This is a genomic window from Branchiibius sp. NY16-3462-2, from assembly GCF_001594145.1.
Lineage (GTDB): Bacteria > Actinomycetota > Actinomycetes > Actinomycetales > Dermatophilaceae > Branchiibius.
In genome coordinates this window covers 349,435-369,756 of sequence record NZ_LVCF01000025.1, presented here as the reverse complement: position 1 = coordinate 369,756, position 20,322 = coordinate 349,435, and the positions used below count along the sequence as shown (strand labels likewise).

Genomic DNA, 20,322 nt, shown 5'->3' with positions numbered 1-20,322 from the left:
TGGGCAGCCTGCGGCGCCGGTCACCTCCCCTTTGGGACGTTGCCGGCGGTGAGCGGTGGAAGATGGGTCTACTCAAGGGGGTTTGCGGGATGTGGGCTCTGTTCGTCGGGTGGACGGCGTTGGTGGTCGCGCTGACCTGGTGGCTGGCGCGTGGATCCGACGTACGCCGATCGCGGCCTGACGAGGCCGGCGGCGGCGATGTGTTCGCCGAGGCCCGTGACGTCTTGAGCACGGCAGTCGATGGCACCGACCCGGAGTTGCCCGCCCGGGTGGGGCGACGACAGTCGTTCCTGGGCATCCAGCAGCAGGCGCGGACCCAGGCTGCGGCGGCGGCGATCGTGCAGGGACACCAGGCACTACGGGTCATCCCCGGATACCTACGTCGGACCGCCGACGACGACGGAGTGACTCCGGAGCAGCGGTTCGCCAGCATCGTGCAGGCGGCTCAGGGTGTGCTGCAGGAGGCCGAAGCCGCCAGCTTCGTCACTGATACGACCACGTTGCGCGCGTTGGAGAAGTACGCGAAATCCCATTGGTCGCAGCAGGATCCGTTGGATCTGGATCCACACCAGACCTCCGAGGTGGTGCACCTGCTGCCCGAGGAGAAGGTGCGGACCGGGCCTGTCGTGGTCACCGGCTACCGGCACTCGCAGCTCATCGCGGCGGCCCGTGAGTTGGCCCGCACCGGCCGACCGTTCGACGCCAGGCAACTGCAGGCCTGGACCTCTGCCACCACTCGCAGCGAGCAGGAGGCGGTCGTGGACCGGGCGCAGGACGTGATGACGGCGTGCCGGCAACAGCAGCTGTCGTGGGGCGATGGCCGGGTGCAGGAGGCGATGTTCCGCCTGCGTGAGGCGTTGGTCGCTACGATGAACACCCAGCGACCGGAAACCGCGAATCTTGCCGATTACCAACCCGATTGGCTGTGTGAAGTGATCCTGACGCTGGGTCGGACCGGTGATCGTGACGTTGCTGCGGCGCTCACCCGGTCCCGGGAGTGGCTGACCGCTGGGCAGGAAGTCAGCCTCGCCCACGATGCGCAGCGCCTCGACCGGATCTGCCGGCAGCCGGCGCAGTACCCGCCGGGGTCGCGGAAGAAGGAGACCGCTGCCCTGGTCGAGCAGGTGGAGCAGCTACGGGAGCAGACCCGCCGCGCCCGCCGCTGATGAGCGCTGATCGCTCGGCGCGGACCGCGTAGCGCTGGCCGCTCAGCGCAGGTCGATGTCCAGATGCCAGGACTGCGTGCGGTAGCTGGTGACCCAGCCCATCGAGGTGTAGAGGCCGTCGGCTCCGGTCGGCGAATCGGCGTCGACCTCAAGACCGACCCGGTTCCGGCCGCGTCTCGCGCTCTCTGAAATGACCGTGTTGAGAAGGGATTTGGCGACCCCACGGCCACGAGCGCGTCGATGTACACCGATGTAATCGACGTACGTGCCCTCGAATCCATCCGCGTCCTCCGGCAGCACGGTGGTGACCACGGCGCCGGCGGGCAACTCCTCGCCGTCGACCTCGACGGTCGCCAACCACCAGTGGTCCCAACGGTGCCCGGGATCCTCGCGCAGCCGCATGATGAACTCCGGGAAGCTCTCGCGGTAGGAGCTGAAGTGGTCCTGGAAGGACTCCTCCAACACGCGGTGCACCGCTTGGAGGTCCTCGGCAACGGGCAGCCCGTCGGGGTGCTGGCGCACGAGGCGGACCGTCACGCCCTCGCGCGGTGGCGGTACATCGGTCGCGTCCGCCGCGGTGACCGGGCGGCTCATCTGCAACCAGGTCCGGACCTTCTCGAAGCCGTAGTCGGCCAGCCACTGCTGCTGTCGCTTGTCGGTCTCGTAGGCGCCGGAATCCAGCAGTGTGCTGTGCAGTTCGCGGGCGTGGGCGATCTCGCGGGCGAGGCGTTCGGCGCAGCCGAAGAGGGCTGCGGCGATAGCCCCCGCGGCGGGGGCGTCCGGGCTCACGGTGACCTCGACCATGCTGCGACCGGCCGCGCGGTCGTGCACCGACAACCACGCCAGCAGAGTGTCCGCGTCGAAGACCAGCGCCTGCCGTCGGGTCCAGGATCCGTACCCCACGAGGTTGGCTTCGACCATGTCCGGGTCCACGCTGGCCGAGCCGTGAGCGGCGACCTGGTGCGCCTGGAGCAGGGCGATCACGGCGGGTACGTCCTCGACGGTCGGCCGGCGCGCGTCGTACCGCGGGTCGAGTCCGTCGATCGTCAGCTCTTCGCCGGGCATGGCTCCACGGTATCTGCTCCCCTGTGAGGGCCGTCCCGCCTACGATGTGAGTCTGCGGAGGGGGAGCAGCATGAGACGTGGACCGATCGACGACGACGTCGTGTGGCCTGCGCGCAGTTATCTCGGCCGCAAGATGGACGGCGCGGTGGTCAAGTTCGCGGCGCGGGAGGTAGGGCCCGATGTCGAGGTCACCGTGCGCCAGGAGCGCGGACCCGAACCACGCTACTGGCTTTATCGGTACGACCACAGCCCGGCCGTGACCCGTGGCGACTTCTACGCGTTCAGCAGCAAATACGTCATCTTCGGATCGCTCGGGCTCGCAGCGATATCGCTCTTTGCGACCATTCCGCTGCCTGACGACAACGGCGTCGAACAGCCTCCGGTCATCGCGGAAGAACTCGGGCCACCACTGGTTCTCCTGTTCCTCGTCGTGGCGCTCGCGTTCACGCGGCTCTACTTCTGGTCCGGAGCCGCTACCCGCTACCAACGGTGTTCCCACTCGGCGGCCCTGCCCGATGCGCTCGCCGTTGCCGGTGATCCACGGGACACGGCGTGGGCGACCCAGGCCGTGAACGCGCTTCGCGATCGCAACTTCTGCGCCGGCAGCACGCTGCTGCACCAGATGATGGCCGATCCGCCGTCGGCGGTGGCCGCCGTCGATCCAGTACAGGTGATCGTCGAGCTGGTGTCTGCCGCTGCCGCAGCGCTGCGCGAGCACGATGAGGACGATGACGCGCGCGAACTGCACGGTCTGGCGGACGTCGTGCCGCGCCTGCCGGTATTGGATCAAGAGACGGCGCGACAGGCTGCGCAGACCATCGTGGACAGTTACCGGCTGCTCGACGAGATTGCGCCAGATCGTCGTGCCGTAGCCCAGGACGGGGGATCGGCTCCGAGCGAGGATGCGCACGTCGCGGTCGACGCCGCGATGCGGGCCGTCGATGACATCGTCGATCGCAACACGGACGCGGGGGCCGCCGGCCTGAAGGAGTTGCGCAACTACAGCAGGCGCTGGGATGAGTCCAACCTCGGGTGACGGGCGAGACAGCCGGCTGGACAAGCGGGTCTCCCGGGTGTCGCAGTCGGGTCGTGATCCGGAGCCCAGCCGGGCGTTGTCCGGCCGGTGGCGATCCGGTGACATCACCCGTTTCGATGCGGTGGCGGTGGATCGCGGGGTCGCACTGACGATCCAGCAGGAGGACGGGCCCGCGCACCAGTTTGTGGTGTGTCCCGACGTACGCCGCGTGCCGGCTGTCGCTGGATGGCTCCAGAACGGCGCGCTGGACTACGTGGCGATGGCGGGAACGTTCCTGGCGTTCGGCGGTTTCCGCCTCACGGCGGGCGACGATCCGAAGCCCCCCGTCGCCATGCTCCTGATCTTTGTGATCGCCGTCGCCGGCCTCGCAGGATTAGCGTTCCACGTGTCGCACTGGATCCGTGACAATCCCCGGTTCCATATCTGCCCTGACGCCGACTACATCCCCGCCGCGGTCGCGGCCCTGGGCAGTCCGCGGGATGCCGCATGGGCGAAACAGGCACTGGTGGCCCTGCGGGACGGCAAATTCTGCCGCGCGAGCCGGGACCTTCATCGCGAGATCGAGCGGCAGCGGGCGACCCGCCGCAGTCCCGACGCGCCTGTCGGGCATGTGCAGGAGTTGTTGCGCGCGACCGCCGACGTCCTGTCGGCACACGGAAGGCCAGCCGATGGTGCAGACCTGCTGGTCTTCGCCGATGTCGTTCCAGACCTGCCGGTGTTGGACCAGGAGACTGCACGTCAGGCCGCGCAAACGGTTTCGGATAGTTACCGATTGCTGGATGAGATCCCGCCGGATCTGCGCGATGTCGTACCCGAAGGTTCATCCACGACCCCGTCCGAGGACGCTCGAGCAGCGGTCGATGCCGGGCTGCGTGGCATCGGTGGCCTGCTGAGTTCCGAGACGATCTCCGGCATTGCCGAGTTGCAGGCGCTGCGCCGCTACAGCCAGCGCTGGGACACCGACCTTTAAGGTGAATCCTGCTGGCGCAGCGTCGTTTTGAGGATCTTGCCGCTGGCGTTGCGCGGCAGTGCGGGCAGTATCACCAACTCTTTGGGCCGTTTGTACGACGCCAACCGGTCGCCGAGGAACCCGGTCAACTCCTTCAACGTCAACTTCGACTCCGGACGCAAGGACACGTGCGCGACCGGCACCTCACCCCACTGCGGATCCGGCCGGCCGATCACGGCGACCTCGAGCACGGCCGGGTGATCGGCGATCGCGTTCTCGACCTCGGCGCAATAGATGTTCTCGCCGCCGGAAATGATCATGTCCTTCTTGCGGTCCACCACCCAGACGAAACCCTCCTCGTCCTGCTTGACCAGGTCGCCGGAGTGGAACCAGCCACCGGCGAACGCCGCTGCGGTTTCAGCAGGTTTGTTCCAATAGCCCTGCATCACCTGCGGGCCGCGGTAGACGATCTCCCCGACCGTGCCCACCGGGACGTCCGCCATCGCAGCGTCGACCACGCGGTACTGGATGGTCGGGATCGGCCGCCCGACCGAGCCGAGTTTGCGCAGTGACTCCTCGCCGCGCAGCACGCAGGTGATCGGTGAGGTCTCCGTCTGTCCGAAGACCGCCACGATCAGCCCGTCGAAGGTGGCACCCATCTGCCGTAGCAGCGCATCCGATGCCGGCGCGGCACCCCAGGTCAGCACCCGCAGCTTCAAGGTGCGCGGCCGGGCCGCCTGCTCGGCGCACAGGAGTTGCCACTGCTGGGGAACGTTGAAAACGACTGTGGCGCCTTCGCGTTCGTAGGCGTCGAGGACTGCCGCGGGATCGAACGCGCCGAGCGGATGGATGACTGTGGGTACGCCGAGGAGCAGGTTGGGTGCCAGCGACCCGAGTCCCGCGATGTGGAAGAAAGGTGCGGTCATGAAGCCGATGTCCGACTCGTCGAAGGTCTCCATCGCCCGGATGCAGGTCATCGACTGCACCGCCAGATTCGCGTGCGACAGCATTGCGCCCTTGGGTCGACCGGTCGTGCCCGAGGTGTACATCAACAGGGCGGTCGCCGACTCCGGCACGTCGCCGGGCTCGATCGGCTCACCCAGCAGATCGGCGTACGTCGATGAGCCCACCTCGACCACGGTCAGGTCGCCAGCTTCCGAAAGCACCGGCGCCAGAGGCGGATCCACGAAGATGACCTGCGCGCCGCTGTCCTGCAGGACGTAGGCGACCTCCGGGGAGGTGAGCCGGAAGTTCAACGGGACGGCGATCGCCCCGAGATGGTTCGCCGCCAGGAGGATCTCGACGAACTGAGGATGGTTCAGGCACAGCAGCGCCACCCGGTCCCCGGATCGCACGCCGAGTGTGCGCAGCCCGGCGGCGAGTCGACGGGACCGCTGGTCCAGGTCCGCCCAGGTGGTGTCCACGCCCTGGTAACGCAACGCCGTACCGTGCGGTTGCATCTGGGCGTGTCGCCCCACGTGACTCATCCAGTGGTTCCGGAACGTCCACGCGGGTGCGGTGTCGAGCGGCATGCCCCCAGTATGTGGCTCGCGTCACACGATGACCACGTAGTCTGCCCGAGTGGAACTGCACGAATACCTGACGTACGACGCGACGAGCCTGGCCGCGAAGGTCGCCGATGGTGAGGTGAGCGCCGCCGAACTGCTGGCCCTGGCACAGCAACGCGCCGACCAGGTCAACCCGAAACTGAACGCCATCGTGCGCCGGATGGACGCGGTCGCCGAACGTCGGGTGAATGAACCGCTCACCGGCCCGTTCGCGGGAGTTCCCTTCCTGATCAAGGACCTTCTGCAGGAGTTCGGTGGTCTGCCCACCAGCCATGGCACCGCTGCCATGCGGAACGCCACTGCGACCGAGCACTCCGCGGTCGTGCAGAAGTTCCTCGATGCAGGGGTCGTGATCTTCGGTAAGACCAACACGCCCGAGCTGGGTTCCAAAGGCATCACGGAGCCCGCGCTGTGGGGTCCGTGCCGCAATCCGTGGGATCTCGACCGCACGCCGGGAGGCTCATCCGGTGGCTCTGCGTCAGCTGTTGCGGCGGGAATCGTGCCGGCGGCCGGTGCCAATGACGGCGGTGGCTCGATCCGCATCCCCGCTGCCTGCTGCGGATTGGTCGGTCTCAAAACCAGTCGCGGGCTGACCCCGTTCGGTCCGGTGGAGGGCGACCCGCTGCTGGGCTGGGTCACCCAGGGCGTGGTCTCGCGGACGGTGCGGGACACCGCCGGATTCCTGGACGCCATCGTCGGACCGAACAAGTACGAAGGAGCCCAGATCGTCCAGCCCGCAATGTCGTTCAGTGCGGCGATCCAGACTCCACCCACCGGGCTGCGCATCGGCTACTCCACGAAATCGGCGATCAATCCATCACCGGACCCCGACGCGATCGAGGCGGTCGAAGAGACCGCAAAGCTGCTCACCGATCTCGGCCACCACGTCGAGGAGGTCGAGCCGCCGTACGACGATGCGCAACTATCCCGCGACTTCCTCACCATCTGGTTCGCGCAGCTCTACGGCCAGGTCACCCGGATCAAGGAGCTCTTCGGGGCCAAAGATTCCGACTTCGAACCGGACACCCTTGCGGTTGCGGAACTGGGCCGCGCCAACGGCATCGGGCCGGTCTTCATGGCCATGGAGCGGATCCACGAATTCACGAAGTCGCTGGTCGACTACCAGGACAGCTACGACCTGTTGCTGACCCCCACCCTGGCCAAGGTGCCGCTGATGGTCGGTGAGACGGACACACCGACCGCACTCCAGGTCGGATCGCGGGTTGTCGCGAAGGCCAGGGCCGGAAAACTGCTGGCGCTCAGCGGGATTGCTGATGACCTGGTCGAGCAGGCGCTGGGTTGGGTGCCGTACACCCAGCTGGCGAACATGACCGGACGCCCGGCGATCAGTGTGCCGTTGCACTGGACACCTGCGGGGGTGCCGCTTGGCGTGCAATTCGTCGGGCGGCTCGGGGAGGACACCGGATTGCTCGCTCTCGCAGCGCAATTGGAGGAGGCTGCGCCCTGGGCGGGACGCTATCCGGCGCCCGTCTAGCGGACCTGGTGCGCTTTGCGCGTAGCCCACTAGAGTTGCACGCCGGCGCGCTCTGACCAGCCGATGAACTCATGGATGAGCGCGTCGCCGGGTAGCCCGAACCGGTTGAGGCCCTCGCTCCAGTCCAGTCGGTTCACCACGTAGCTCAGCGGCCATTCCAGAATGCCAGCGACGTCGATACCAGCGGGTTGGGTCAGTTCGCGCGGAGTCGGCAGGTCCGCGATCGGCGCGCCGTAGCTCAGCGGTGAGGTGGCGGCAACGTAGTGGTCGCCCGCAGCCGCATCTCGCCATGGATCCATCGGGTAGTAGTGCGCTCCGTGCAGGTAGCCGTCGACCTCGGCGCGGAACGCTGCCGGGTTGGTCAACGGGTTCGCGGCGTTGCAGATGACGTCGTTCTGGTTGCAGTTCTCCGATACCTGAAGGTCGCCGAAGTCGCGGGGCGCGGATGCGGTGATCCCGGGCGTCGACGCCATGACGGTCAGGTAGCCACCGGCCCAGCCTTCAATCCCCTTACGGGACAGCGGGCGTCGTGGATCGCCGAAGAGCACCACGTTGAGTCGCCGGTGCGGGACGTCGTCGGAGTGGGCGAGCTCCTCTGCGGCGTCACCAGCGATGAGCGCCCCGAACGAGTACCCCAGCAGGGTGATGTGCGCCTGTGGACACGCCGCGTGGAAGGACCGCACCCGCTGCACGACGACCGGCACGGCGTGATCGACGGTCCAGTCCAGCGTGTGTGGCTGGATCACGCCAATGATGGAATCATCGTACCGGATGAGTTCGGTATGCCAGCCGGCGCGGGCTGGTACGGCCGCAAAGGAGGCGCCGGTGGTTGCCGCGCGATAGCCGTCGGTCATGAACACAACGTTGCTGCAGTCGGATTCGTTGCTGGGCTGCACCGCAGGCAGCGCGGCGAGTTGCGTGGCACCCGGTGGCGGATAGCCCGGGCTGGTGACGAAGAAGGCCAGAGCTGCCGCTGCGGTCAGCAGTCGGCGCATCCGTCACGAGAACCCGAGTCGGGCCAACGGCTCGACCAGTTCCTGCTCCTCATAGGACAAATGGGAAAGCAGGGTGTCGCTCAGTAGGTCCAGCGCGGCCTGCAACCGGTCCGGGCCGTCGGGCTCGCTCACGAACGCGACGAGCGCCTGGTCGACTCCGTCGAGCACACCGTGGATCACCTGGTGTTCCTCTTCGAGCCGGTCGATCACCGGGGCCAGCGACGGCTGGGCCGAGCGAAGGTGCGGGAAGACGCTGACGTCCTCGATCGTGTGGTGCGTGGTGACGACCCGGCAGTACTGCGCGCAGTAGACACCGGCGGTCCAGTTGTTCTGCCGCATGGTGGATTCGTTGATGGCAGAGCGTGCTTCAGCGACTCCGAGTTGTCCGGCGATCACCTGGTCGACGATCCCGCGCAGCTGCTCCAACTCCTGCCGCAACTGGTCGTGGACGTCGACCAGATGCTGGCCACTGGCTTGCTCGTGCGGGGTGTAGAGCCGGGTCGGGTCGGGTGCTGGTCCGTGCGGCCGCGTGGTCTCGTCCCACGGCTGCTCTTCCGACCGGCGTGTCCCCGGATCCGGTGTGGGTACGACGGTCAGCGGCGATGCCTCGATCGTCACCTTGGCGCGCGGCGCGGGTGGGAGCCCGTCGACCGGTGCTCCCAACGGCAGCGGCTCCTCCCGGGACGAAGAGCGTTCTGCTGCAACCAGTTCCCGCACAGCCGGCGCCACTTCACCGGCGAAACGGCGGATCGTGTCGGGGTCATCGGAGGCCAGGATGTAGGTGGACATACCGCTGTCGAGGGTGAGCTCGGCCAGTTGCTCGATCCATTCGCCGGCCTCGCCCGTCGGAAAGCCGTCCCGGCCGCCGAAGCGGCCCATGATGTTGTAGAGACGGGTGATGTCGGACGGGGATCGTCCGGCGGCGACGGCAGCCTCGTCGATGGCCAGGTTCAGGTCGTCGAGAACGTCCGGCGCGGCGTACGCCGAACTCGGCAGCCAGCCGTCCGCCAACTGGCCGGTAATGCGCAACATGCGGGGTTTATAGGCACCGATCCAGATGCCGATGCGGTGGGCCGGCGCCGGTCCGGGTCGGATCCCTCTGACGTCGTAGTGCGTTCCCGGATGTTGGACTGCGTGACCGCCCACCGGACCCCAGATACCCCGGATGACCTCGATGCCTTCGACCAGGGCATCGACCGACTCCTTCGCCGTCAGACTGGGTCCGCCCGCTGCCTTGATCGCGTCCTGGAAACCGCCTGCCCCCAGGCCCAGCTCGACCCGGCCCCCGGACAGGTTGTCCAGCGTGGCCGCGGCGCGCGCCAGCACCACGGGCGGGCGCAACGGCAGGTTCGCGACGTTCGGTGACACGTGCACGCGCTGGGTGCGAGCGGCGATCACCGACAGCAGCGTCCAGGCGTCGAGCATCGGTGAGTACGGATGGTCCTGCACGCTGACCAGATCGAGACCCACGTCCTCGGCGAGCAGCGCCAGGTCCAGGACGCGCTGAGCGTCGGCGGCATCCGGGGTGGGAAACAACCCGAACTTCAGCTCGTGTCCGTAGTCCATGCCGACCTCCTTCGCACAGCCTATGGTCCCCGTCTCACGCTAGGAGGTCCAGACGTGTGGCCAGGCCGCACGTGCGAAAATTGAGTTAGCGGCGTTCGCACCGATGCGGCGCTTGTCCGAGGAGCAGTGATGTTGCACGTTGATATTCCGTCCGTTGCCGAGATCCGCCAGCTCGCCGAGGTGCAAGCACCCGGGTGCGTGTCGATCTACCTCCCGACCGGCACGCTGGCCGCGGACTCGGCCCAGGCGCGCATCGAGTTGAGAAACTCTCGCGACGAAGCGTTGGGGATCCTGCGGGAGACCGAGTTGGAGCGCGGTCGGCTCGGGCTCATCACCGAGGCGCTGGATGACCTGATCGACGACGAGCCCTTCTGGATCTACCAGGCCCGTTCGCTCGCGGTCTTCGTCGACGGCGATCACCTCACCAGCTTCCGGTTGCCCAACGAGTTGCCCTCTCGCGTCGACGTTTCCGACCGCTTCCTGCTGAAGCCGCTGCTGCGCACGGTGACCTTCGCGCAGACCGCCTTCGTGTTGGCCCTGTCGCAGAACGCCGCCCGGTTGGTCGAGATCGTGCCGGACACCGCTGCGGAGACCATCAAGGTGCCGGACCTGCCGACGGACGCCGCGTCGCACGTCGGGAAGTCCTCGATCAAGGACCGTGCACCGTCCCGCCGCCTGCAGGGTTCGGAAGGTCAGAAGGTGCGACTGCGGCAGTACGCCCGCGGCGTCGACCAGGCGCTGCGCCCGCTGCTGACCGGTTCCGGCATCCCGTTGATCCTGGCCACGACGCAGCCGCTGGACGGCATCTACCGCTCCGTGAACAGCTACCCGGGTCTCGCGCCGCGCTCGATCGAGGGCAACCCGGAGGAGCTCAGCGATCAACAGCTCGCCGAAGCCGCGCGGCCGATCCTGGATGAGATCTACGCCGAGCAGGTGCAGGACTTCACCGACCGCTTCCACACCTACGCATCGCAGGGCCGGGCGCTCACCGATCTCAGTGATATTGCCCGCGCGGCGACCGCTGGAGCCATCGAGGTCATCGCCTTCGACATCGACGCGGTGGTCAACGGAACCGTCGACGAGCTGGGCGCCATCACCCTGGAGGACACCGACACTGCCGAGAACTACGGCGTCGTGGACGAAGTCATCCGTCGTGCCGTGCGCGCCGATGCTGGTGTGCTTGCGGTCCGGGCGGACGACCTGCCGGCGCAGACACCGGCGGCCGCGCTGCTGCGCTTCAAGCTGTAGCCGGGCTCAGGCCAGATCCAGTCCGCTGCCCGGGACCTCGGGTAGGTGTATCTGGTTGCCCTGCAACGTCATTCCGCCGCTGATCGCGCTGCTCGCGAACCACCAGGGAGCGTCCAGGTCACTGACGACGCTTGTCCCGTACGCCGAGACAAGACTGGCCGCGGCCCCCACCCCGATCTCGGATTCCATCATGCAACCGACCATGGTGCCGATGCCTTCGGACCGGGCCAGCTCCAGCAGGGTGGTGGCCGCGAGCAGGCCGCCGCACTTGGCCAGCTTCACGTTGACCAGGTCGGCGGCGCGGTGCCGGATCACTGCGACGAGATCTTGCACGCTGAAGACCGACTCGTCCGCCAGGATCGGGATCTCGACGCGGTCGCTGACCCACGCCAACCCCTCGATGTCGAGGCGGTGCACCGGCTGCTCGACCAACTCGATGCCCAGGTCGGCGTCCGCCAACCCGCGGATCGCCCGAACTGCTTCCCGGGGTGTCCACCCCTGGTTAGCGTCCAGCCGGATCGTGACGTCGGGTCCAACGGCTTCGCGGATGGCTTTGACGCGGGCGACGTCCTGCTGCGCCGTGCCGGTGCCGACCTTCGCTTTCAGCACTGAGAACCCCTCGGCTGCACGACTTTTCGCGGCAGACGCCAACTCGTCGACGGTGCCCGCAGCCAGGGTCACGTCGGTCTCGACGACGCTCGGCGCACTTCCGCCGAGCAGCTGCACCAGCGGCACCCCCGCGATGCGGGCGGCCAGGTCATGCAGCGCGACATCGACAGCGCAGATCGCTGCCTCGTTGCCCGCCACGGCGCCGCGCACGCGGTGGATCAGGTCGACGTACGCCCGGGAGTCCTGACCGATCAGCAGCGGCGCCAGCAGTTCCTCGACGCACGCCTGGCTCCCCGGGATGGACGCCCCGGTGACCTGCCAGATCTGGGGCGCCTCGCCGTACCCCGTCCTGCCCTCGTCGTCGGTGATGGTGACGACGAGGGAGTCCGAGGTGGTCGTCCGTCGCAGCGCGGTGACGAACGGCGTGTGCAGGGGCGAGCGCAGGATCGAGGTGCTGACGTTGGCGATGGGCACGCTTCCGACGGTATCGCCGGGCCGGCGCCGTAGGTCGGCGGGCTACTGCTTCTTGAGGAACTGGTTGGCCCGCCCGTGCAGCGTGAGGATGAGCGTCGCCCAGAGTTTGTCCTCGTTGGCGCCTCGGTCGAAGGACGTCACGTTGAGCGCCGCCGGCATCAGTTGCTTCACGACCGACTTCGGCTGGGCGAACTCGCGCAGACCGTCCTCGCCGTGGATGCGCCCGATGCCGGACTGCCCCACGCCGCCGAAGGGCAACGACGGGATGGCGGCATAGACGAGTACGGCGTTGACGGCGGTCATGCCCGAGCGCACCTTGTCGGCGATCTTGGTGCCGTTCTTCTTGCTGAAAACCGCTGAGCCGAGGCCGTATTCGCTGGCGTTGGTCAGTTCGATCGCCTCATCGGCGGAAGCGACCTTGCGGACCGTGATCGTGGGACCGAACGTCTCGTCGGTGACGGCCAGAGCATCTTCGGGTACGTCGACCAGCACCGTGGCGGGGATGAAACCGTCCGTGACCTGGCCACCGGTGAGTGCTTTGCCACCACGGGCGATCGCGTCGTCGATGTGTTTGCGGATGACATCGACCTGGGCGGGCATGGTCATCGGCCCGTAGTTGACGCCCGGCTTGACGGCGTTGGCCTCCTCGACGAGTTTGTCGACGAAGCGGTCGTAGACCTTCTCGTGCACGTACGCACGCTCGATGCCGATGCAGGTCTGCCCGGCGTTCCAGAACGCACCCCACGCGGCGGCCTCGGCGGCCTTATCCACATCGGCGTCAGCGTCGACGATGATCGAGTCCTTGCCACCGGCCTCGATGACCACCGGGGTCAGGGTCTCGGCACAAGCGGCCATGACCTTCTTGCCGGTCCGGGTCGAGCCGGTGAAGGCCAGCTTGTCAACACCGCTGGTACACAACGCGTTTCCGGTCTCACCGAAACCACGCACGATCTGCAGCACGTCGTGGTCGGGCAGTACTTCGTGGAAGGCGTCGACCAGCCAGGTGCCGATCGCCGGACTGAACTCGGAGGGCTTGAAGACCACGGTGTTGCCGGCCGCCAGGGCGTAGGCGATGGAGCCCATGGGGGTGAAGACCGGGTAGTTCCACGGCCCGATCACGCCGACGACACCGCGCGGGAGGTACTCCACCGTGGCCCGCTGGTTGACCATCACCAGGCCGCTGGAGACGTGATGCTTGCCCAGTACCTTCTTGGCGTGTTTGGTCGCCCACGCGAGATGCTCGATGGCCATCCCGACCTCGAGGGCGGCGTCGCCGTGCGGCTTGCCGGTCTCGGCATAGACGACGTCGGCCAGTTGGTTCAGCCGCCGGGCCAGCACCGCGCGCCACTGGTCCAGATACTTCCCGCGGCCCTTGAACCCCAGACCCGCCCACCAGTCGGCGGCGTTGCGGGCGCGGTCCACCGCGGCCTGCACCGCGTCCGCGTCGTCGATCGGGAAGGTCGCGTAGACCTCACCGGTCGTGGGGTTGTAGCTGTCGAAGGTCTTCGGCTGCTCGTCGTCGGTGAGAACGGGGGCATCGGCAGTCAGGGTCATCGGGCGTCCTTAGCTGAGCGGATCAGGTCGGCAGCCTTTTCGCCGACCATGATGGTGGGTGCGTTGGTGTTGCCGCGGGGGACCATCGGCATCACGGATGCGTCTGCAACACGGAGGTTTTCGACGCCACGGACTTTCAGTTCGGGATCGACGACGGCATCTTCGCCATCGCCCATGGAGCAGGTGCCGACCGGGTGGTAGAGCGTCTGCGTGTAGGTGCGGATGTGGGCGATCAGTTCTTCGTCGGTGGGGTCGCTACTGGCTGGCTTGGACGGGGCGACGAGGTACTTCGCGAACGGCCCGCTGCGAGCAATCTCGATGGCGCGTCGGCAACCGGCGAGCATCGCGTCGAGGTCGGTCTGGTCGTCGTAGTAGGCCGGGTCCACGGTGGGGTGCCAGCGCGGGTCATTCGAGCGCAACCGCAGCGTCCCGCGACTAGCGACGTTCACCAGGGTCGGTGCCGTCGTCACCGAGCGAATGGTGGGCTCGTTGAGCGCGTTGTTGTAGAACGACGTCGGGGCCGTGTGGATCTGGATGTCAGGCGCGGGCAGGCCGTCGCGGCTGGCGAAGAATCCGCCGCCCTCGCCGATGTTCGACGACAGCGGACCGCGACCCCCGACGAGCGCCTTGCCGAGGTTGACCATGTTCTGCATGGCGGCCGGGTCGTCGGCGCCCTTGGTGCGCCAGATGATGGGGACGGCGGGGTGATCGTGCAGGTTTGCGCCTACGCCGGCAAGGTCGACCGCGACGTCAATGTCCAACTCCCGCAGGTGGGTTGCCGGACCGATACCCGAGAGCATGAGCAGTTGGGGGGAATTCACGGCGCCGCCGGACAGGATCACTTCGCGATCGGCGTACGCCGTGTGCTCGTCCCTGCCGATCAGGTACCCGACCCCGGTGGCCCGGGTGCCGTCCAGCACTACACGGGTCGCGAGGGCCCCGGTCCGGATCGTCAGGTTCGGGCGCTTGCGGACCGGTTCGAGGTAGGCCTTCCACGTTGACCAGCGCTTCCCCTTCTTGCAGGTCACCTGGTAGCGCCCGGCGCCGTCCTGCGTGGCGCCGTTGAAGTCGTCGTTGCGCTTGAGGCCTGCGGCGACAGCGGATTCGACCCACGCATCGGTGAGGGGGAAGGTGTAGCGGCGGTCCTCGACCCACAGCGGCCCCGCATTGCCGTGGTACTTGTCGTGGATGCTCTGGTTGTTCTCGGCCTTGATGAAGTAGGGCAGGATGTCGTCGTATCCCCAACCCGCACAACCGAATTCGTCACGCCACGTGTCATAGTCGAGATGGTTGCCGCGCATGTAGATCATCGCGTTCATCGACGAGCAGCCGCCGAGGGCTTTCATCCGCGGCCAGTACGTCGGGCGGCCGTCGAGCTGCTTCTGGGCAGTGGTGGTGTAGTTCCAGTCCCACTTGGTCTTGAACAGGGTCGTGAAGGCCGCGGGGATGGTGATCTCGTCGGCCTCGGGTTCCGGGCCGGCTTCCAGCAATAGGACGCGGACCGCTGGATCCTCGGTGAGGCGGGCCGCGATGACTGCGCCAGCACTCCCGCCACCCACGATGACGTAGTCGAACGATTCGTTGCTCATGCCGCTCCCGCCGTTAGGTGGCCCACTGCGTTATGTGACCTACTGCACAGTATGCGCGGCGAGTGCGGGTGGCGTCACGGGGTTCGGCCCGCGTCCGGGCGGCAGCCGCAGGCGCTGACAGTTGTCATGGGCGAACGGCATCGCCGGGTGGTCGACTCGAACGGTGAGGATTTCCAGAGAAGCGTTGGGTGCGCTGCCCTGCGCCGTCATTGGGGACGGCACGCCGACCGTCGTTGCGGCAGGCCTGTGGCCGCAGACCGGCGTGGACAGTAGAAGCCTGGTACAGGGCGCCGTCACCGCCCTGAAGGCAGTGACCGGGCGTCGCTTCCTGGTGTTGAACCGTCGTCGCGGGCTGCCGTCGGACCTGACGATGAGTCAACTGGCAGGTGAGTACGCCGATGCGATCCGGGCCGGCCTGGGCGGGCCCGTCGACGTGGTCGGCACCTCGACGGGCGGCAGTATCGTGCAGCAACTGGCGGCCGACCATCCCGACGTCGTACGCCGATTGGTACTGATCAGCACCGCCTCGCGTCTTGAGGGGCACGGCAAGGCGCTGCAGGCGCGGGTCGCGCAGTTGCTGGAAGCCGGCGACGTGCGGGCGGCCATGGCGATGAGCGCGACCGGACTGGCCCCCGCGGGTGGCAAGGTCCTTGCCTCGGTGCTCGGGCGCACCATGGGGCCACGGTTGCTGCGCGACCCGCAGGATGTCGCCGACCTGATCGCGACACTGCGGGCCGAGGATGGATTCGACCTGGCGCACTGCCGCGGGGCGATCACCGCGCCCACGCTGATCGTCGGCGGCGGACGTGACCGCTTCTACTCGGTGCAGCAGTTCGAGCAGACGGCCCGGTTGATCCCGGACGCGCAGGTGCGCATCTTCCCCCGGCGCGGGCATCTGAGCGTCAGCAGCAGCCCACGGGCGCAGGCCACGATCCGCGGGTTCCTGGAGTACTCCCAGACCCGGGATCCGTAACGTCGGCCAAGGTCATTCCGCAGCCGCAAACGGATTGATCACCCGCACACCTGCGGCTTCGAACGGTGCTTCGTCCGGGGTCGCAATGAAGAACCGATGGGCTCGGACGGTTGCGGCGATCAGGGCGTCCGCATCGCCGATCGCCAAACCCTTCTTGCGGGCGTTCGCCTGCAACGCGGCGTACTCGCGCGATGCTGCTTCGTCGAAGTCCAGCACCCGGTCAGCGAAGAGCGGTCGGATCTCGTCCTCGAAAGTGGTGGAGAGTGTGGTGCGCCGCCGGCCCGCGGGAAGTGCCGCGATCCCGAATCGGATCTCGGCGAGCGTCAACGAGGTGAGGAAGAGGGTTGCGCTCGCTTGTTGATCTACCCAGCTGACGACGCGCACGTCCGGTTCGCGTCGCATCAGCTCGGAGATGACGTTGGTGTCGAGGGCGATCACGAGAAGTCGATCGGCTCCGAGGCGACGGTGCTGCGTTCGATGTCGAGATCGAAGCCTCCGACCGCCGCTGCGATGCCATGCAGACGCGTGCCGAGCCCGACGTCGGCCTCGCCGTGTGCAGCCTGCTCGAGGATCGCGCGGACTTCGGCCTCGGTGCTGCGGTGATTGGCCGCAGCTCTGGCCTTGAGGGCCCGGTGAGTTTCATCGGAGAGGTTGCGGATCGTGATCGCAGCCATCGCAACTCCCATCGATATCAGAAGTTCAAACGATATCAGCCTTGGGGACTTGGCCTGGGTTTGGATAAGGATGGCGGCTTCGAGCGTTCGGAACCCGCCACACGTATCCAGAGTCGACCACGGGGGCGGTCGGCCGAGGGCGACGCGTCACTCCACGGCCGGAACGGGCTCGCTCTCCGGCACCGCGAGGTTTGCCCGCAGGGGAGCACCGCGCACATAACCCACCGCGCACAGGATCATCAGGACGACCAGAGTGCCGATGGTGAACAGCTCGAAGGTGCCACGGTGCACGCCCCACGTGTCAAAGAAGGGGTAGTCGGCCCCGACCAGCGCTTCGAGCGTGCCGGGGAAGATGGCCACCCAGGACCCGAGCAGGATCCACAAGAAGCACAGCGTGCCCATGGCCGTGAAGACGGCGTTGGACACCGGGACGCGGAACGGTCGGTGGACGTCCGGCAGCAACGTGCGCAACCGGATGGCCGCGGGGATCACCAGCAGGTAGCTGAGCAGGAAGGTGGTGATTGAGATGGTCAACACCACCGCGAATACGGCACCCGCGTCACCGCTGACCTGCATCGCCACCAGCATGAACACGGTCGCCACGACGCCGGACAGGAAGTTGACCCGCACCGGGGTGCTCAGGTGCTTGTTGAAGACACCGAAGAAGCCACCGAAGAACGCGCCATCCGCTGCGGCGATGGCCTGCATGCGGTCGGAGATGATCATCCAGGAGGCGCCCTGCGACATCAGGACCAGCACCAGGCAGACCGACAAGGCCTTCAACATAGGGTCGGCCGCCGGACCGTAGACCGAGAAGACCGTCGAGGTCGCGTCGAAGAAGCCGCTGATGCCCTTGATCTGGTCCTTGGGCACGACCGCCAGGATCGCGAAGATCGGCAGCAGGTAGCACGCAGCGGCAACCCCGCTGGAGCGCAGGATGCCGAACGGGATGTCGCGGGCCGGGTTCTTCACCTCACCGGCGGCACTGTTGCCGGATTCGAAGCCCAGGTAGGCGAACAGCAGGATCGGCACAGCACCGAAGAAGCCGATCCAGGTCGGCGAGAAGTCCGACAGCGACAGGTCGGTGATGCCGTGCTGGATCGCGTAGGCGATGGTTGTGCCGATGAAAAGCACCAGCAGACCGACCTTGAGTAGTGCGCCCAGGGTCGGGATCCACTTGCCGTAGCGCAGGCTGATGATCGCGGCGAAAACGGTGATCCACACGAAGATCAATTTGAACGCGTAGTCGGCGAAGGACCCGGAGGAGATGTGGGCGAGGTTGACGTTCCACGCCTCCGTCGCCAGGAACGCCATGGATCCACCTACCCACACCGGCTGGGTCACCCAGGTCAGCAACGCTGCTACCGCTCCTGCCATCCGCCCGAAGGCGTCCCGGACCCAGGTGTACGCGCCGCCCTCTTCAGTGAACGCGCCTCCGGTCTCGGCGAAGATCAGCCCGTAGGGCACCAGGAATGTCACTGCCAGCACTGCCGTCCAGGTGAACGCCTCTGCTCCGAAGGTGGAGACCTGGCCGAGTGTCTCCAGTCCCACGACGGCCGAGATCAACAGGAAGATCAGATCGAACCGGCCCAGGGAGCGGGTCAGGTTCTGCTCCTGCTCCTGGGCGAAAGCGGTGGGTGTGGTGGTCATGACGGGTCCTTGCGGTTGAGGGGTCAGGCAGTGAAGACAGGGGCGCCATCGACGTACGTCGCGTGCACCCGGATGGTGGAGAGCTCGTCCGGCGCTGTGGTGATCGGATCGCGATCCAGCAGCACGAGGTCGGCAGCCATGCCGATCTCGAGGGAACCGTTGCGGTCCAGTCGGGAGGCGTGGGCGGCGCCGGCCGTTGCGGCGTGAACGGCTGTCACCACGTCCAGCCCTTCGTCCGGTAACAGCGGGACACGCTGGGCGTGTTGGTCGGCGGCATGCGGATCTGCTTGTGGCGCAGTCCGGTTCACGGCCACGTGGATCGCCCAGAGCGGATCCGGACTCGACACGGGCCAGTCCGATCCGAAGGCCAGAGCGGTGCCCGACCCGTGCAGACTGCTGAAGGCGAAATGCCGCCGGCGCTGCTCGTCGGTCAGGTACGGCAGTTTGGTCTCTACCAGTACCCGGTCCTCGCGGGCCCACAACGGTGAGACGTTGGCAATGACCCCCAGTCGCTTGAAGCGGTCGATGTCGGCGGCGTCGATCAGGTCGATGTGTGCGATCTGGTGGCGGGCATCCGAGCGGTGCGGCGCGGACTCGATCGCATCCAACGCCTCGCGCACCGCGCGATCGCCCACCGCGTGTAGGTGCACGTCGAAGTCGGCGGCGGCGAGAGCGCCGACCAGCTCGCGCAGCCAGGCCGGTTCCAGGAAGCTCAGACCGTGCTGGTGGGGGTGGCCCCGGTAGGGCTCCAGCACTGCAGCCGTGAGGTTTTCGCACACGCCGTCCTGCATGACCTTGACTCCGGTCGCGCGGAACCGGCGGGCGGCACGGGTGGTCTCGCGGCGGCGTACGAAACCGTCGATCTGACCCAGGTCACCGTCCAGCTGCCACCACAGGTCACCGGTGACCCGGGCGGTCAGCGCACCGGAGGCGTCGAGCGCCCGGTAGGCCTCGAATGTGTCTGGTAATCCGAGGCATTCGCCGACGCCGGCGTCCTGCCAGCCGACGATCCCCACCGAATGCAGGTAGCTCTGGGCCTCCAGCAGCGCCTGCTCGATCTCTGCTTCGCTCGGCGCAGGGAGCAGGTCGGTGACCAGGTTGGCTGCGGATTCCACCAACATGCCGGTGGCGCGGCCCGATTCGGCACGGACAATCCGGCCACCGTCCGGGTCAGGGGTGGTGTCATCGATACCCGCCCGCTCCAAGGCGGCGCTGTTGACCCACACGCCGTGTCCGTCGTGGCTCATGAAACACGCGGGTCGGCCATCGGTCAGACTGTCCAACTCGGCAGCCGTCGGGAACCCGCCGGTGAATACGTCGCCGTACCAGCCTGATCCGACGATCCACTCGGACGACGAGGTGGTGACGTAGGCACGGATGAGGGAACGATAGGGCTCCCGCCCGTGGACCTCGTCCAGATCGCAATGCATGCGGTTCAGGCCACCCATCGCAGGGTGCACATGCGCATCAACGAAGCCCGGCAGCACGACTCCGTCGACGTCGATGACGCGAGTGGCCGGGCCGGTCAGGTCGGCGCATCGGGCGGCGCCCAGGGCCACGACGACGCCGTCGCGCACCGCGAGGACATCGGTCAGCGGGGCTGCCGCGGAGGGTCGGATCGCGCCGCGGAAGACGGTGTCGGCTGACATTGAATCCTCCTACGCTCGGCACCAGTTCCGCAGACCCTCCCACGTCGGAAGGGGCGGTGCGG

Annotated in this window: 17 protein-coding genes; 6 read left to right on the top strand and 11 right to left on the bottom strand. The window is 67.3% G+C overall.

From position 1 onward, the window contains the following. Positions 1-89: 89 nt before the first annotated feature. Positions 90-1,166, top strand: coding sequence for a hypothetical protein (locus AZH51_RS07805; RefSeq protein ID WP_291522976.1), 1,077 nt, complete (start codon positions 90-92; stop codon positions 1,164-1,166). Positions 1,167-1,208: 42 nt separating this feature from the next. On the opposite strand, the gene AZH51_RS07800 is transcribed toward AZH51_RS07805, so the two are convergent. After that, positions 1,209-2,231 carry a GNAT family N-acetyltransferase gene (locus tag AZH51_RS07800; protein WP_291522974.1) on the bottom strand — a complete coding sequence of 341 codons (1,023 nt, stop codon included), beginning with the start codon at positions 2,229-2,231 and terminating at the stop codon, positions 1,209-1,211. Positions 2,232-2,301: 70 nt separating this feature from the next. Here AZH51_RS07800 and AZH51_RS07795 point away from each other — a divergent pair, with 70 nt between their 5' ends. Together AZH51_RS07795 and AZH51_RS07790 are read left to right on the top strand one after the other, a co-directional pair. Further along, positions 2,302-3,267 carry a hypothetical protein gene (locus AZH51_RS07795; protein ID WP_291522972.1) on the top strand — a complete coding sequence of 322 codons (966 nt, stop codon included), beginning with the start codon at positions 2,302-2,304 and terminating at the stop codon, positions 3,265-3,267. After that, a complete protein-coding gene (locus AZH51_RS07790) occupies positions 3,248-4,237 on the top strand; it encodes a hypothetical protein (protein ID WP_291522970.1) in 990 nt (329 codons plus the stop codon). Before AZH51_RS07795 ends, AZH51_RS07790 begins: the two co-directional genes overlap by 20 nt. On the opposite strand, the gene AZH51_RS07785 is transcribed toward AZH51_RS07790, so the two are convergent. Continuing rightward, the gene (locus AZH51_RS07785) at positions 4,234-5,748 is read right to left on the bottom strand and encodes a long-chain-fatty-acid--CoA ligase (RefSeq protein WP_291522968.1); all 1,515 of its coding nucleotides are present in this window, start codon (positions 5,746-5,748) and stop codon (positions 4,234-4,236) included. The genes AZH51_RS07790 and AZH51_RS07785 overlap by 4 nt on opposite strands. A gap of 49 nt (positions 5,749-5,797) precedes the next feature. On the opposite strand from AZH51_RS07785, the gene AZH51_RS07780 reads away from it, so the two are divergent. Next, entirely contained in the window at positions 5,798-7,279 is a 1,482-nt protein-coding gene (locus AZH51_RS07780) for an amidase (RefSeq protein WP_291522966.1), read from the top strand. Positions 7,280-7,308: 29 nt separating this feature from the next. Here AZH51_RS07780 and AZH51_RS07775 read toward each other — a convergent pair whose 3' ends face one another. Both AZH51_RS07775 and AZH51_RS07770 read right to left on the bottom strand, forming a co-directional pair. Then, positions 7,309-8,274 (bottom strand): cutinase family protein, encoded by a 966-nt coding sequence (locus tag AZH51_RS07775; protein WP_291522964.1) that lies wholly within the window; start codon positions 8,272-8,274, stop codon positions 7,309-7,311. A 3-nt stretch (positions 8,275-8,277) separates the two neighbouring features. Further along, positions 8,278-9,840 carry an LLM class flavin-dependent oxidoreductase gene (locus AZH51_RS07770; protein ID WP_291522962.1) on the bottom strand — a complete coding sequence of 521 codons (1,563 nt, stop codon included), beginning with the start codon at positions 9,838-9,840 and terminating at the stop codon, positions 8,278-8,280. Between the two features lie 129 nt (positions 9,841-9,969). Between AZH51_RS07770 and AZH51_RS07765 the strand changes: the two genes are divergently transcribed. Further along, on the top strand, positions 9,970-11,088 hold the full coding sequence (locus AZH51_RS07765) for a hypothetical protein (protein ID WP_291522959.1): 1,119 nt from the start codon (positions 9,970-9,972) through the stop codon (positions 11,086-11,088). 6 nt (positions 11,089-11,094) lie between these two features. Here the strand turns inward: AZH51_RS07765 and AZH51_RS07760 are convergent, their stop codons facing one another. Genes AZH51_RS07760 through AZH51_RS07750 form a run of 3 tightly spaced genes read right to left on the bottom strand, consistent with a single transcriptional unit; the run spans position 11,095 to position 15,314 of the window. Next, positions 11,095-12,171: a mandelate racemase/muconate lactonizing enzyme family protein gene (locus AZH51_RS07760; protein ID WP_291522957.1), complete on the bottom strand. Its 1,077-nt coding sequence runs from the start codon at positions 12,169-12,171 to the stop codon at positions 11,095-11,097. 42 nt (positions 12,172-12,213) lie between these two features. Next, on the bottom strand, positions 12,214-13,725 hold the full coding sequence (locus tag AZH51_RS07755; RefSeq protein ID WP_291522955.1) for an aldehyde dehydrogenase family protein: 1,512 nt from the start codon (positions 13,723-13,725) through the stop codon (positions 12,214-12,216). Continuing rightward, positions 13,722-15,314 carry a GMC family oxidoreductase gene (locus AZH51_RS07750; protein ID WP_291522953.1) on the bottom strand — a complete coding sequence of 531 codons (1,593 nt, stop codon included), beginning with the start codon at positions 15,312-15,314 and terminating at the stop codon, positions 13,722-13,724. The genes AZH51_RS07755 and AZH51_RS07750 overlap by 4 nt, the downstream gene beginning before the upstream one ends. Before the next feature lie 163 nt (positions 15,315-15,477). Here AZH51_RS07750 and AZH51_RS07745 point away from each other — a divergent pair, with 163 nt between their 5' ends. After that, positions 15,478-16,287 (top strand): alpha/beta fold hydrolase, encoded by an 810-nt coding sequence (locus AZH51_RS07745; protein ID WP_291522951.1) that lies wholly within the window; start codon positions 15,478-15,480, stop codon positions 16,285-16,287. 12 nt (positions 16,288-16,299) lie between these two features. Here the strand turns inward: AZH51_RS07745 and AZH51_RS07740 are convergent, their stop codons facing one another. The 4 genes from AZH51_RS07740 to AZH51_RS07725 all read right to left on the bottom strand — a co-directional run bounded on the left by AZH51_RS07740 (position 16,300) and on the right by AZH51_RS07725 (position 20,260). Next, positions 16,300-16,725 (bottom strand): type II toxin-antitoxin system VapC family toxin, encoded by a 426-nt coding sequence (locus tag AZH51_RS07740; protein WP_291522949.1) that lies wholly within the window; start codon positions 16,723-16,725, stop codon positions 16,300-16,302. Beyond that, positions 16,722-16,961 carry an antitoxin gene (locus AZH51_RS07735; RefSeq protein ID WP_291522947.1) on the bottom strand — a complete coding sequence of 80 codons (240 nt, stop codon included), beginning with the start codon at positions 16,959-16,961 and terminating at the stop codon, positions 16,722-16,724. Before AZH51_RS07735 ends, AZH51_RS07740 begins: the two co-directional genes overlap by 4 nt. Before the next feature lie 147 nt (positions 16,962-17,108). Then, complete coding sequence (locus AZH51_RS07730) at positions 17,109-18,611, bottom strand: APC family permease (protein WP_291522945.1); 1,503 nt, start codon at positions 18,609-18,611, stop codon at positions 17,109-17,111. 23 nt (positions 18,612-18,634) lie between these two features. Further along, the gene (locus AZH51_RS07725) at positions 18,635-20,260 is read right to left on the bottom strand and encodes an amidohydrolase (protein WP_291522943.1); all 1,626 of its coding nucleotides are present in this window, start codon (positions 20,258-20,260) and stop codon (positions 18,635-18,637) included. Positions 20,261-20,322 lie beyond the last annotated feature (62 nt).

Bases quoted from the DNA above. Each gene is read 5' to 3' on its own strand.
- AZH51_RS07805 (WP_291522976.1), top strand. From the start codon at position 90: ATGTGGGCTCTGTTCGTCGGGTGGACGGCGTTGGTGGTCGCGCTGACC.
- AZH51_RS07800 (WP_291522974.1), bottom strand. From the start codon at position 2,231: ATGCCCGGCGAAGAGCTGACGATCGACGGACTCGACCCGCGGTACGAC.
- AZH51_RS07795 (WP_291522972.1), top strand. From the start codon at position 2,302: ATGAGACGTGGACCGATCGACGACGACGTCGTGTGGCCTGCGCGCAGT.
- AZH51_RS07790 (WP_291522970.1), top strand. From the start codon at position 3,248: ATGAGTCCAACCTCGGGTGACGGGCGAGACAGCCGGCTGGACAAGCGG.
- AZH51_RS07785 (WP_291522968.1), bottom strand. From the start codon at position 5,748: ATGCCGCTCGACACCGCACCCGCGTGGACGTTCCGGAACCACTGGATG.
- AZH51_RS07775 (WP_291522964.1), bottom strand. From the start codon at position 8,274: ATGCGCCGACTGCTGACCGCAGCGGCAGCTCTGGCCTTCTTCGTCACC.
- AZH51_RS07770 (WP_291522962.1), bottom strand. From the start codon at position 9,840: ATGGACTACGGACACGAGCTGAAGTTCGGGTTGTTTCCCACCCCGGAT.
- AZH51_RS07765 (WP_291522959.1), top strand. From the start codon at position 9,970: ATGTTGCACGTTGATATTCCGTCCGTTGCCGAGATCCGCCAGCTCGCC.
- AZH51_RS07755 (WP_291522955.1), bottom strand. From the start codon at position 13,725: ATGACCCTGACTGCCGATGCCCCCGTTCTCACCGACGACGAGCAGCCG.
- AZH51_RS07750 (WP_291522953.1), bottom strand. From the start codon at position 15,314: ATGAGCAACGAATCGTTCGACTACGTCATCGTGGGTGGCGGGAGTGCT.
- AZH51_RS07735 (WP_291522947.1), bottom strand. From the start codon at position 16,961: ATGGCTGCGATCACGATCCGCAACCTCTCCGATGAAACTCACCGGGCC.
- AZH51_RS07730 (WP_291522945.1), bottom strand. From the start codon at position 18,611: ATGACCACCACACCCACCGCTTTCGCCCAGGAGCAGGAGCAGAACCTG.
- AZH51_RS07725 (WP_291522943.1), bottom strand. From the start codon at position 20,260: ATGTCAGCCGACACCGTCTTCCGCGGCGCGATCCGACCCTCCGCGGCA.